Below are 12,756 nucleotides of genomic sequence, written 5' to 3'. Positions count from 1 at the left end.
CGCGCCCGCAGGCTCGCGGGGGCACCGGGAAAAATGCTATCGCTCGGCGCTTATCGTTCAGCCATCAGTACCAGTACATCTGTACTGAACGAACCATCGGCCTCAATCTCAAAATAATCGCGTACTTCACTGCCCATGGACTGCTGCAACTCACGAATCGCGGCGCGCATCACCTCGGGCGTGCGCATGCGCTCGACCCATGAAGTGTATTCCAGACGCAAGCGCTGACGCGTGGTGCTGCGGGTGTGCAACCCCGCCTCGCTGACCTGACGCAACCACTCGCCCGCCGAATAATCACGCACGTGGCTGGTGTCGCGCAGCACCTCGACACTTTGCAGGTACGTGTCGAACAACGGACTGCCCGGCGACAACACATCAATGAACGCCGCCACGCCGCCCGGTTTCAGTACCCGGCGCACTTCACGCAGGGCCTGCCCGAGATCGCTCCAATGGTGCGCCGAATAGCGGCTGAGCACGAAGTCGAATTCGCCATCGGCGAACGGCAGGCGCTCAGCGGCGCCGTTGACCGTGGTGACATTGCTGAAGCCGCGATCAATCGAAGCCGCGGCCACCACGTCGAGCATTTGCTGGGACAGGTCGTAGGCCACCACTTCTTTCACCAACGACGCCACATGGAAACTCACGTGACCGGCGCCGCAACCCAGGTCCAGCACGCGGGCGTCGCCGCGCCCCGCCAGTTCGGCCTGTAGCAGCGCGAATTCGGTGCCTTGAGCATGTACGGCGCTGCTCAGGTAGGCCGAGGCCTGTTCACCGAATTGCTTTTGTACAACCTGACTGTGCTGGGCGGTGCGGGTCATGGGGACTTCCTTTTTGGGGTTAAGCCTTGTGGTGTTTATCCGGGCCTCATCGCGAGCAAGCTCGCTCCCACAGGGGTTTTGTGAACAACGCAAATCCAATGTGGGAGCGAGCTTGCTCACGATGGCGTCATGTCGCCTTACACAAAATCAAGCGTCGCGAAACAACCACGGCTGGCTCGCACGGTGCTTGGCTTCGAACGTCGCAATCGCATCGCCGTCCTGCAAGGTCAGGCCAATGTCATCCAGGCCGTTGAGCAGGCAGTGTTTGCGGAAAGCGTCGATTTCAAAACTCAGCACCTTGCCGTCAGGACGGGTCACGGTCTGGGCCTGCAAGTCGACCTGCAACTGGTAGCCAGGGTTCGCCTCGACCTGTGCAAACAGTTCATCGACCTCAGCGTCGCTCAAGATGATCGGCAGCAAGCCGTTCTTGAAGCTGTTGTTGAAGAAGATGTCGGCATAGCTCGGTGCGATGATGCTGCGAAAACCGTACTCTTCCAGCGCCCACGGCGCGTGCTCGCGGCTCGAACCGCAGCCGAAGTTCTCACGGGCCAGCAACACGCTGGCGCCTTGATAACGCTCGGCGTTGAGCACGAAATCCTTGTTCAACGGCCGCTTGGAGTTGTCCTGATACGGCTGGCCCACGTCCAGGTAACGCCACTCATCGAACAGGTTCGGACCGAAACCGGTGCGCTTGATCGATTTCAGGAATTGCTTGGGAATGATCTGATCGGTGTCGACGTTGGCACGATCCAAAGGCGCGACAAGCCCCGTGTGCTGAGTGAAAGCTTTCATGATTACTGCGCTCCCTGGATCAATTCGCGGACGTCGATGAAACGACCGTTAACGGCCGCAGCGGCTGCCATGGCCGGGCTGACGAGGTGCGTACGACCACCAGCGCCCTGCCGCCCTTCAAAGTTACGATTGGAGGTCGAGGCGCAATGCTCGCCGGACTCCAAACGATCCGGGTTCATCGCCAGGCACATCGAGCACCCTGGCTCGCGCCATTCAAAACCGGCTTCGAGGAAAATCTTGTCCAGCCCTTCCGACTCGGCCTGCGCTTTCACCAGGCCCGAACCCGGCACCACGATGGCCTGCTTGATGGTCGAGGCCACTTTGCGGCCCTTGGCGATCACGGCCGCCGCGCGCAAGTCTTCGATGCGCGAGTTGGTGCAGGAACCAATGAACACACGATCCAACTGAATGTCGGTGATCGCCTGGTTGGCGGTCAAACCCATGTACTTCAGGGCGCGAACGATGGAGTCGCGCTTGACCAGGTCCATTTCCTTGGCCGGGTCCGGCACGTTCTGATCCACGGCAAGGACCATTTCCGGGGACGTACCCCAACTGACCTGCGGTTTGATCTGCGCCGCGTCGAGCTCAACCACGGTATCGAATGTGGCATCGGCGTCGGACACCAGGTCTTTCCAGGCTTCGACCGCCAACGCCCATTCCGCGCCTTTCGGGGCAAACGGGCGACCTTTGACGTAGGCCACGGTCTTTTCGTCGGCAGCCACCAGGCCCACACGGGCGCCCGCTTCAATGGACATGTTGCAGATGGTCATGCGGCCTTCGACCGACAACTCACGAATCGCGCTCCCGGCAAACTCGATGGCGTGGCCATTGCCACCCGCGGTGCCGATCTTGCCGATCACGGCAAGGACGATGTCCTTGGCCGTCACGCCGAACGGCAAAGTGCCTTCGACGGACACCAGCATGTTTTTCATTTTCTTGGCGACCAGGCACTGGGTGGCAAGCACGTGCTCGACCTCGGAGGTGCCGATCCCGTGGGCCAGCGCGCCGAACGCACCGTGGGTCGAGGTGTGGGAGTCGCCGCAGACCACGGTCATGCCCGGCAAGGTGGCGCCCTGCTCCGGGGCCGATGACGTGGACGATGCCTTGACGCACGTCATTCATCTTGAATTCGACGATGCCATATTCATCACAGTTGTCATCGAGGGTCTGAACCTGCAAACGCGAGACTTCGTCGGCGATGGCGGCAATGCCGCCCTTGCGCTCTGGAGTGGTCGGTACGTTGTGGTCCGGGGTCGCGATGTTGGCATCGATGCGCCACGGCTTGCGCCCGGCCAGACGCAGGCCTTCAAAGGCTTGCGGCGAGGTCACTTCGTGAATGATGTGACGGTCGATGTAGATCAGCGCCGAACCATCGTCGCGCTGCTTGACCAAATGCGAATCCCAGAGCTTGTCGTAGAGCGTTTTGCCGGCCATCAGACGTTTCCTCATCAGCGTATTTCTATGCCCTGGGTTCTGAAGCGATTCAATAACCCCTTGGCTTGTGAGGTCGATCCTATGGGGTTACATTAAATAACTCAAATTCATATTTTTCATGCTTTGGATAACCAACTGGAATACGACCATGGACCTGGCCAACCTCAATGCCTTTATCGCGATTGCCGAAACCGGCAGCTTCTCCGGCGCCGGTGAGCGCCTGCACCTGACGCAACCGGCCATCAGCAAACGCATCGCCGGCCTGGAGCAGCAATTGAAGGTGCGGCTGTTCGACCGGCTGGGCCGTGAAGTCAGCCTGACCGAGGCCGGACGCGCCCTGCTGCCACGCGCTTATCAGATTCTCAACGTACTCGACGACACACGCCGCGCCTTGACCAACCTCAATGGCGAGGTGACCGGCCGTCTGACACTGGCGACCAGTCATCACATCGGCCTGCACCGCTTGCCACCGCTGTTGCGCGCCTTCACCCGACGCTACCCCGAGGTGGCACTGGATATTCAGTTCCTGGATTCGGAAGTAGCCTACGAAGAAATCCTCCATGGCCGGGCCGAGCTGGCCGTCATCACCCTGGCACCCGAGCCCCATACGCTGGTCAAGGCCACACCCGTGTGGGATGACCCCCTGGATTTCGTGGTCGCCCCGGAACACGCCCTGATCAGCAACGGCGCGGTCACCCTGGCCGATATCGCCCGCCATCCGGCGGTGTTCCCCGGTGGCAACACCTTTACCCATCACATCGTGCAACGACTGTTCGAGGCCCAGGGCTTGACGCCGAACATCGCCATGAGCACTAACTATCTGGAAACCATCAAGATGATGGTGTCCATCGGTCTGGCCTGGAGTGTGTTACCGCGCACCATGCTTGACGATCAGGTGTCGCGCATTCCTTTGCCGGGCATACAACTCACTCGCCAGCTAGGCTATATCGTGCACACCGAACGGACGCTGTCGAATGCTGCGCGGGCGTTTATGGCCTTGCTGGATGCACAAATCGATTTGCCACGGATTGATGGCTGACTTGTGCTAATCCTTCAAGGCTGCAACACCTCGTGCCCAATGCTCAATTCAGCCTAAGGCCTGCTGCCAATGCCCAAATCTGTTGACCGCTCTCGTCCACGTACGCCTCCAATGCCGCGTATTCAGGCGCTCGACCCTCGCAGGTCGGAGCAGAGCTGGGAGAGCGCGCCCCAACTGCTCGCCGCCTTGAATGGTGCGCGCCTGGGTGCCTGGTATTGGGACATCGAGCGCGGGGAAATCAGTTGGTCGCGAGGGACGCAGGCACTGTTCGGCTTCGACCCCAAGCAGCCGCTGCCCAGCGACCTGGAATACCTCGACCTGCTGCCGATCGAAGACCGGGCCAAAACCATTCGGGCCTTTAATGCCGTGGTGGCCGGCGCGCCGCTGGAACAGGCGATGCATCACCGCATTCGCTGGCCCGATGGCAGCCTGCACTGGCTGGAGATCAACGGCAGCCTGCTGCCGGACAAGAACGGCCGGCCACGGATGATCGGGGTGATCCGCGAGATCACCCATCAACGCCAGCGCGAACAGGCCCTGAGCAGCTCGGAAAAACGCTTCGCGACCCTGTTTCACCTGTGCCCGAACATGGTCCTGCTGACCCGTCAGGAAGATGGCCTGATCAGCGAAGCCAACCAATATTTCGAAAGCCTGTTCGGCTGGCCGGTGCTCGACGCCATTGGCCGTACCACCCTGGAGCTGGGCCTGTGGGTCGACCCGGAACAACGGGCGCAACTGATCAAGGCCACCCAGGCCAAGGGCGAGCTGATCAGCATGGAAGTGCAGTTTCGCGCCAGCAACGGGCAGGTCCATGACGGCATTCTCAGCGCCCAGAAGGTCGAACTCGAAGGCCAGCCGTACCTGCTCAGTACCTTTCTGGACACCACCGAACGCAAACTCGCCGAACAGGCCCTGAAGGACAGCCAGGAACGCCTCGATCTGGCGCTGGAGTCGGCACAGCTCGGCACGTGGGACTGGCACATTCCCAGCGGCATGCTCTATGGCTCGGCCCGCGCCGCTCAATTGCACGGCCTGGACCCGGTGCCCTTCCACGAATCCTTTGATGCATTCTTCGAAGGCGTGCCCGGCGAAGAGCGCGACAGCATGCGCAATGCCTATCGCAGCCTGCGTGAAGGCCCGGCCGGCAATTATCAGTTGACCTACCGCGTGCAACTGGCCGATGGCAGTTCGCGCTACCTGGAAAGCCGTGCTCGGCTCTATCGCGATGAGCAAGGTGCCCCATTGCGCATGGCCGGCACCCTGCTGGACATCACCGAGCAGGTCGAACGCGAGCAACGCCTGATCGCCTCCGAAGAGAAGTTCGCCAGCCTCTTTCAGGTCAGCCCCGACCCGATCTGCGTGACACGCCAGGACACGGGCCAATTCATCGAGATCAACTCCAGTTTTACCCAGACCTTCGGCTGGACCACCGCCGACGTGATCGGCCGCAGTGCCGACCAGGTCGGCCTGTGGGACGCGTCAGCCAAACGCCAGCAACGCATCGAGCAGGTCATCCGCGAACAGGCGCTGAACAATGTCGCGATCATCGCTCACCACAAGGACGGCCAGGCCCTGACCTGCGTGATCTCCAGCCGGCAGATCAGCGTCGGCAACGAGCCCTGCATCGTCACGACATTGCGCGACATTACCCAGCAGCAACGCTCCGAAGCCGCGCTCAAGGCCAGCGAAGAGAAGTTCGCCAAGGCATTCCACTTCAGCCCGGACGCAATCACCATTGCCGAGCGCGACACCGGGCGTTATCTGGAGGTCAACGACGGGTTCTGCCGACTTACTGGTTACCGGGCCGATGAAGTCGTCGGGCGCACCGTGTACCAGGTCGGCATCTGGGCCGAGGAAAAACAACGCTCGGCGCTTCTGGCCGAACTCCAGATCAAGGGCCGGGTGCACCACCAGGAAATGCTCGGGCGCAACAAGCGCGGCGATCTGCTCACCGTCGAGGTCTCGATCGAACCCATTACCCTGAACGAAACCGCGTGCCTGCTGATGACCGCCCGGGACGTCAGCCTGCTGAAAAACGCCGAGGCGCAGATCCGTCACCTGGCCTACCACGACCCCCTGACCAACCTGCCCAACCGCGCCCTGCTGATGGACCGCCTGAGCCAGCAGATCGCCCTGCTCAAGCGCCACAGCCTGCGCGGTGCCCTGCTGTTTCTGGACCTCGATCACTTCAAGCACATCAACGATTCCCTCGGGCACCCCGTGGGCGACACCGTGCTGAAAATCGTCACCGCACGTCTGGAGGCCAGCGTGCGCATGGAGGACACCGTGGCGCGGCTGGGCGGCGACGAGTTCGTGGTGCTGCTCAGCGGGCTGGAGGGTACACGCAGCCAAGTCAGTGCCCAGGTCCGGGAACTGGCCGACACCTTGCGTGAGCTGCTGTCCGAGCCGATGTTCCTCGATGGCCAGCGCCTGCAAGTCACCCCGAGCATCGGCGTGGCCCTGATCCCCGATCACGGCTCAACCCCGACCGACCTGCTCAAACGCGCCGACATCGCGCTGTATCGGGCCAAGGATTCGGGTCGCAACACCACGCAGATGTTCCACAGCACCATGCAAAAAGCCGCCAGTGAGCGCATGCGCATGGAAACCGACCTGCGCCTGGCCTTGTCCCGTGGTGAATTCAGCGTGCATTACCAGCCGCAGGTGGATGCCCGGGATAACCGCATCGTCGGCGCCGAAGCCCTGGTGCGTTGGCACCACCCGGAACTGGGTGCACAGTCACCCGCCGAGTTCATCAAGGTGCTGGAAGACAGCGGGCTGATTCTGGAAGTCGGCACCTGGATTCTCGACGAGGCGTGCCTGGCCTTTAAACACCTGATTGCCAAGGGCCGGGTGGACCCGTTCAACTTCAGCCTGTGCGTGAACATCAGCCCACGGCAGTTCCGCCAGAACGATTTTGTCGAACGGATCGAACACAGCCTGGGCAGCCATGGCTTGCCCTGCTCGATCCTCAAGCTGGAAATCACCGAAGGCATCGTGATCCAGAACCTCGAAGACACCATCAGCAAGATGCGCCGCCTGAAAAAGCTCGGGGTGAGTTTTGCCATGGACGATTTCGGCACCGGTTATTCCTCGCTGACGTACCTCAAACGCCTGCCGGTGGACACGCTGAAAATCGACCAGTCCTTCATCCGCGATGCCACCAGCGACCCGAACGATGCGGAAATCATCCGCGCCATTGTCGCCATGGCCCGCAGCCTCGAATTGATGGTCATCGCCGAAGGCGTCGAAACCACCGAGCAACTGGCGTTCTTGCAGGGGCTGGGCTGCCATTTGTATCAGGGCTATCTGCACAGCCGACCGATGCCGCTCGAGGACTTTGAAACATGGTTGGCGTGATGGCCAGCGCTTGCGCTACCGGGCAGCGGGAACCTGATGCCTGAACCCCATGGCCTTCTCGAGAGCCCCCCGATTGCCAGGATTTATCACAACCTGTAGGGTCGCGTTTTTTTTCGCTGTGCGGGCATATTCCGCCCACTCACCGTGCCCATGGCGGGCACCGAACACCCCGCCAAGGGCAGCGCCGGACTTTGCAGGAGATCCACGATGCAGGACGCAGTCACCCCACGGGCACCTTTGCTGGGTATCGACCTGGGCACCACCAACAGCCTGATTGCGGTATGGCAGGAAGGCCGAGCCCTACTGATCCCCAACGCCCTCGGTGACATGCTCACCCCATCGGTCGTGAGTGTCGACGAAGACGGCAGCATGCTGATCGGCAAGGCCGCCCGCGCCCGCCTGACCACCCACCCCGAGCGCACCGTGGCGGCGTTCAAGCGCTACATGGGCAGCGACAAGCGTTTTGATCTCGGCAGCCATCAATCCTTCAGCCCCGAAGAACTCTCGGCACTGGTGCTCGGTTCACTCAAGCAGGACGCAGAGGCCTGGCTGGGCTGCGAAGTCCGCGAGGCGGTGATTTCGGTGCCGGCGTACTTCAGCGACGAGCAGCGCAAACGTACCTGTTTTGCGGCCGAGCTGGCCGGGCTGAAGGTCCAGCGCCTGATCAACGAACCCACTGCCGCCGCCATGGCTTACGGTCTGCATGAGCAGAAGTTCGAACGGACGCTGATTTTCGACCTGGGCGGCGGCACCTTCGACGTCACGGTGCTGGAATACGCGTTGCCGCTGATCGAAGTGCATGCCTCCACCGGCGACAACTTCCTCGGTGGCGAAGACTTCACCGCCGCGCTGCTGCAAGCCTGCCTCAAGGAGTGGCAACTGAACCCGGCCGCGCTGGAACCCCAGGCGCTGGCTAGCCTGGGCGACGCCCTTGAACAGCTCAAGTGCAAACTGGGCGAAGGCCCGCAGCAACTGAGCTGGAACGGTGCCGGTGAAACCCGCGAGTGGGCGCTGGATGAAACACGCGCGCAGAAGATCTGGGAGCCGCTGCTGGCGCGCCTGCGAGCGCCCATCGAACAAGCGCTGCGCGATGCCCGCCTGCGCCCGCGCGACCTCGACAGCCTGGTGCTGGTGGGGGGCGCCACGCGGATGCCGGCCGTTCAACAGATGGTCGCAACGCTGTTCGGACGCCTGCCTTACCGTCATCTCGACCCGGACACCATCGTCGCCCTCGGTGCCGCGACCCAGGCCGCGTGCAAGGCCCGCGAGCAGGCCGTCGAAGAGCTGATCCTGACCGACGTCTGCCCTTACACCCTGGGCATCGCCACCACACGCGGCGAAGAAATCAGCGACGCCTTTTCGCCGATCATCGAACGCAACACCATCATCCCGACGTCCCGCGAACAGCGTTTCTACAGCACCCATCCCGATCAGAAGGCGATTCGCATCGCGGTCTATCAGGGCGAACGCCCGTGGGTGCGCGATAACATCTTCATCGAAGAATTCAGGGTGCCACTGCCGCACACCGGTGCCCTGCATGCCCTGGACGTACGGTTCAGCTACGACATCAATGGCCTGCTGGAAGTGGACGTGACCCTGGCAAGCGGCGAGCGCCATAGCCACAGCATCGACCGCAGCCCTACCGGCCTGGACCCGCAGGCGTGCGCGGCCAGCCATGAACGGCTCGCCGCCCTGAAAATCCACCCGCGCGATGCGCTGCCCAATCGCACCCTGCTCGCCCGCCTCGAACGCGCCTGGATGCAGAGCCTGGGCGAAGAACGCGAGCAAATTCGCTACTGGCTGGACGAGTTCAACAACGTCCTCGGTGGCCAGCACCCTTCAACGATTGCCAGCCACCGCAAACAGCTCAACGAAGCGCTGGACGAGCTGCGCTTCTAACCGTTCAACCGCCGCAGAGTGGCTTGCAGGCCACCGGACAGCGTGTTCGTCGTACCGCTGTCCGGCGGAACCCCGTAACAGTTGGGCAGTTTTTCGCCGGGCAGAAAAAACAGCACCCCCGGCAAGAACGGCAGCACCGGGGTCAAGCAGGCCCCCACAACCATCATCGGCAACCCGCGGCCCAGGTCATGCAGACGGCGCAACACCGCGCCGAGCAGAATGCCCAGGCCAAGCACCAACACCGCAATACCCATCACCGAGCTGCCGCTGAGTAATGCAATCAGGGGCGTCAGCACCAGGCACGCAAGCGCCTGGCCGAAGAATGCCTTGCGACCCAGCCGACTGCCCAGCTTCCAGAAGGCCCGAGGTGACACAGGCTCACTGTCGGCCTTGGCCAGCAGCAACCGCTCACTCCAGGACAGCAAGGCACTCAAGGCCAAACGCAGCCCGGGCCCGTGCGCCGGGTTGTCCTTTTCACGCTGCATCTGTTGCAGCGCCTTGCTGCGCGGCACGCCAAAACCGCCATAGCGCACCAACCCTTTGAGTGCATCGAGCGCAAGGTAAAACGTACTGCTGTCGGTGCTGTCCCCCTCTTCGAGCGATTGACGAGGCGGACGCGGCGGCTCGCCCTTGAGCAAACCGTCCCGAAAGGACTCGAACCAGTCGACGGGGCTGGTGATGCGGGCAATCTTGCTCAGCAAATAGCGGTGCTGTTCGGTGTCGAGCAACGGGTCGCGATACAACACGCCACACAACAGCATCAGCCCCAGTGCGTCATCGTCAAACACATCCGGCTCGCTGCACATGCACGCATACAAACGGTCATTGCCCAGCAGTTTTGCGCTATCGAGCGCCTGCTGCACGCCGAGGAACCGGCGCGCCAGCAAGGCATGCACCGGATCAGCGTCTTGCAGCCAGCCGAGCAGGCTCGACAGCCCGCCCTGCTCCCGGCCCAATCGACGCAACAGCGGCTGCAACCGGGCCAGAGGATGGTCCCGATCAACATTCATCTGCTCCAGAGACTGCACGTTGGCCGGCGTCAACCAGCGCCGCGGGTCGTCGAGCAGCGACTGCAAAAATACGGTCTGGCGATGCCACTCCCAAACAGCCTCGCCCTCGCCAATGGCCGGCAGCACCACGCCTTGCTCAGCCAATTGCGCCATCAGGCACACACCACGATGAAACTCATCGTGCTTGCCCAGGGAAAACGCCTGATCAAGTCGGGCCAGAGCGCTTTGATCATAGGGCCGCAGACGTCGCAACCACAGCAGAGCGATATCGCAGGGTTCGCCCTTTTGCAGCTCAGGCGCCAGCACCGGTTGTGCAGAATGGCTGTCGACAAAGGACTTCAGTGCCAGAGGAATCGGCGCCTGCGTCAGCCAGCAGATCTGTTGTTCGGCCTGATACTTGAACCCTTCCAGCAGCAAGGCGTCGAGTACATCGTCACTGTCAGGCTCGTTCATGACCTGCTGCAACAGCGCCACATCACCACGATGCAACGCCCAGGCATGGCGGTAGAGCCTGCACAGGTACGGGTCTGCGTGTTCGCCGATCAGCCACGCCAGCAACGGCAACTCATCGCCACCGATCCGCCATAAGACGAAAGCCTCCGCGATCCCGGACAGATCGAGTTGTCGGGCATGGAACCAGCGCCCCAACGTCTCCGGGCGCTGGGACGGGCTGCCGTACGCCTGGGAAACGTGTGCGAGGTCGTGCGACCAGTCGCGGAAGTTTTCCAGCCGGTCGAACGCCTGGATCAACAGCGGCAAGCGCTTGGGCTGACGCTCGGCGCACAGTTTCAGCAACCAGGCCGCAGCCTTCGGATACCGGTGCTCGCGCCACAGTTTTACCCAGCATTGCAGGGCCAGCTCTTCAAGCCCCAACAGGCCGCGCTGACAGGCCAGCAGGTAGAGCCAGTCGAGGTCCTGCGGCGCCAGGCGATGCTGCTCGGTGCAGAGCTCGAGCAACCCCTTGCTGCCAATGCCCGCCTGGCTGAATTGCTCTGCCCAACGACGCGACAGGCTGTCGCCGGCCGGCAGCGGCAGGCAGGTGTAAAGACTGGCGAACCGCTTGAATTCGTCCAGTGAGTGATGCTGATAGAGGTAGTCCAGCGTGCGCGTGTACCAGAGGGTTTCCAGTTGCGCCTGCGCCGACCAGTGCGTCATCAACGCGGTGTCGAACGGGTCCGGTTCTTCGATGCGCTGGAGAAACTCGTCGATCTGCCGGGCGCTGTCGAACTCAACGTCGAGTAGCCGGCCCGACCAACCCAACCGCTGGGCCAACAGCCGCGCGCAATGGTTGGAGATCGGCCCGGCGGATATCAGCTCGTATAGCAGGCCCCAACTGACTTCTTCCATTGCTTCCAGGGGCAGTTGATCGAGTTCGCCCATGAACGCTAGCCATGCATCGGAATTGAAACGTCGTGTTGGGTCGCTGAGCAAAGCTTCGAAGCCGACCAGGGTTTGCCGGGCAGCCGTTGGCTCGTCGTCGGCCGGCGCCTCGTCCTCAATGTCTTCCTGCCGGGCGAAGCGCAACGCGGCGTCATACGCCGCACGCAGGGCCTGAAAACCTTGCGGGTCGGTTTCCGGGTGGTGCTCCGGCAAACGGCTGCGGTAGGCGCTGCGAATGATGTCGTGGTCTTTGGTGGGCTCGATGCCCAGGCGTATCCAGCAGGTCATGACCAGTTGAACTCCGCCAAGGACGCCGGGCGCTCCGGCAGGTTTAGGGCCATGTCCCACGGCAACTGGGCAAAGAGCTGCGAGGCGTCGCGATCAATTCGTTCAAGGATAACGGTGTTCATGGGAAAGTCGCCCTTGCGGTCCAGTTCGTGCGCCAGATCCTCGTCGCTGTTGCCCATGCAATTCCAAATGGATCTGCCGACGACGAAACCATTGAAGTAGCTGGCCCAGCTGTCGTAGTAATGCCGTGCGCGCAGGGCCAGGCCACCGTGCAGCCAAAGGCTTTCGTCGAGGTTGATCCAGCCATGAAGCACGGCGGCGCGCAGCAAAAACCCCATGCGCCCAAGGTCCCAGGCGCGGATCCCGCCCGAACCGCACTCACTGAACGTGCGGCTGGCCAATTCGTACAGCACACGGTCGCGAGCGCCCAGGCGCGCCAACAGCGCTTGCCATTGGCTGGGCAGGCAACGTTCCCACTGGTGGTAGGCGTCTTCGAGCTGAACGGCATGGCCGTTGTCGGCGAACCTGAGCATTTCCAGGAGTTGCTGGCGATTGGTGATACCCCAACCGCCCTCCACGTCAACGAACTTCAAGTCGGAGCAGTAGCCGGGGTCGGTGTAACTGGCGTTGGGATTGAGGGCAACTGAAGGTGCAGAAAGGGCGTACAGCCAGCGCTGTTCTATCTCTTCCATGAAAAAAATGCTCCGGGGCCAGCAGGAAATGGACGGGGCTGGCC

The 12,756-nt window shown here is 62.2% G+C and carries 7 protein-coding genes and 1 pseudogene; 3 read left to right on the top strand and 5 right to left on the bottom strand.

Annotated elements, in window-relative coordinates:
- Positions 1-50 precede the first annotated feature (50 nt).
- The 3 genes and pseudogenes from AABM54_RS10155 to leuC all read right to left on the bottom strand — a co-directional run bounded on the left by AABM54_RS10155 (position 51) and on the right by leuC (position 3,044).
- Positions 51-818, bottom strand: a complete 768-nt coding sequence (locus tag AABM54_RS10155) for a class I SAM-dependent methyltransferase (protein WP_347905232.1) — start codon at positions 816-818, stop codon at positions 51-53.
- Between the two features lie 147 nt (positions 819-965).
- Positions 966-1,610, bottom strand: a complete 645-nt coding sequence (leuD, locus tag AABM54_RS10150) for a 3-isopropylmalate dehydratase small subunit (RefSeq protein WP_347905231.1) — start codon at positions 1,608-1,610, stop codon at positions 966-968.
- Positions 1,611-1,612: 2 nt separating this feature from the next.
- Positions 1,613-3,044, bottom strand: a pseudogene (gene leuC / locus AABM54_RS10145) (3-isopropylmalate dehydratase large subunit).
- 148 nt (positions 3,045-3,192) lie between these two features.
- On the opposite strand from leuC, the gene AABM54_RS10140 reads away from it, so the two are divergent.
- The 3 genes from AABM54_RS10140 to AABM54_RS10130 all read left to right on the top strand — a co-directional run bounded on the left by AABM54_RS10140 (position 3,193) and on the right by AABM54_RS10130 (position 9,342).
- Positions 3,193-4,083, top strand: a complete 891-nt coding sequence (locus AABM54_RS10140; protein WP_347905229.1) for a LysR family transcriptional regulator — start codon at positions 3,193-3,195, stop codon at positions 4,081-4,083.
- 69 nt (positions 4,084-4,152) lie between these two features.
- The gene (locus AABM54_RS10135) at positions 4,153-7,443 is read left to right on the top strand and encodes an EAL domain-containing protein (protein ID WP_347905227.1); all 3,291 of its coding nucleotides are present in this window, start codon (positions 4,153-4,155) and stop codon (positions 7,441-7,443) included.
- Positions 7,444-7,650: 207 nt separating this feature from the next.
- The gene (locus AABM54_RS10130; RefSeq protein WP_347905225.1) at positions 7,651-9,342 is read left to right on the top strand and encodes a molecular chaperone HscC; all 1,692 of its coding nucleotides are present in this window, start codon (positions 7,651-7,653) and stop codon (positions 9,340-9,342) included.
- Here AABM54_RS10130 and AABM54_RS10125 read toward each other — a convergent pair.
- Complete coding sequence (locus AABM54_RS10125) at positions 9,339-12,020, bottom strand: DUF805 domain-containing protein (protein WP_347905224.1); 2,682 nt, start codon at positions 12,018-12,020, stop codon at positions 9,339-9,341. The genes AABM54_RS10130 and AABM54_RS10125 overlap by 4 nt on opposite strands.
- A complete protein-coding gene (locus AABM54_RS10120; protein WP_347905223.1) occupies positions 12,017-12,712 on the bottom strand; it encodes a DUF1266 domain-containing protein in 696 nt (231 codons plus the stop codon). Before AABM54_RS10120 ends, AABM54_RS10125 begins: the two co-directional genes overlap by 4 nt.
- Positions 12,713-12,756 lie beyond the last annotated feature (44 nt).

It is taken from the genome of Pseudomonas purpurea, from assembly GCF_039908635.1.
Taxonomy (GTDB): Bacteria; Pseudomonadota; Gammaproteobacteria; order Pseudomonadales; family Pseudomonadaceae; genus Aquipseudomonas; species Aquipseudomonas purpurea.
This window is presented reverse-complemented; position numbering and strand designations above follow the sequence as displayed.

Excerpts from the sequence above, each read along its gene's own strand:
- AABM54_RS10120 (WP_347905223.1), bottom strand. The coding sequence starts at position 12,712 with ATGGAAGAGATAGAACAGCGCTGGCTGTACGCCCTTTCTGCACCTTCA.
- leuD (WP_347905231.1), bottom strand. The coding sequence starts at position 1,610 with ATGAAAGCTTTCACTCAGCACACGGGGCTTGTCGCGCCTTTGGATCGT.
- AABM54_RS10140 (WP_347905229.1), top strand. The coding sequence starts at position 3,193 with ATGGACCTGGCCAACCTCAATGCCTTTATCGCGATTGCCGAAACCGGC.
- AABM54_RS10130 (WP_347905225.1), top strand. The coding sequence starts at position 7,651 with ATGCAGGACGCAGTCACCCCACGGGCACCTTTGCTGGGTATCGACCTG.
- AABM54_RS10135 (WP_347905227.1), top strand. The coding sequence starts at position 4,153 with ATGCCCAAATCTGTTGACCGCTCTCGTCCACGTACGCCTCCAATGCCG.
- AABM54_RS10155 (WP_347905232.1), bottom strand. The coding sequence starts at position 818 with ATGACCCGCACCGCCCAGCACAGTCAGGTTGTACAAAAGCAATTCGGT.
- AABM54_RS10125 (WP_347905224.1), bottom strand. The coding sequence starts at position 12,020 with ATGACCTGCTGGATACGCCTGGGCATCGAGCCCACCAAAGACCACGAC.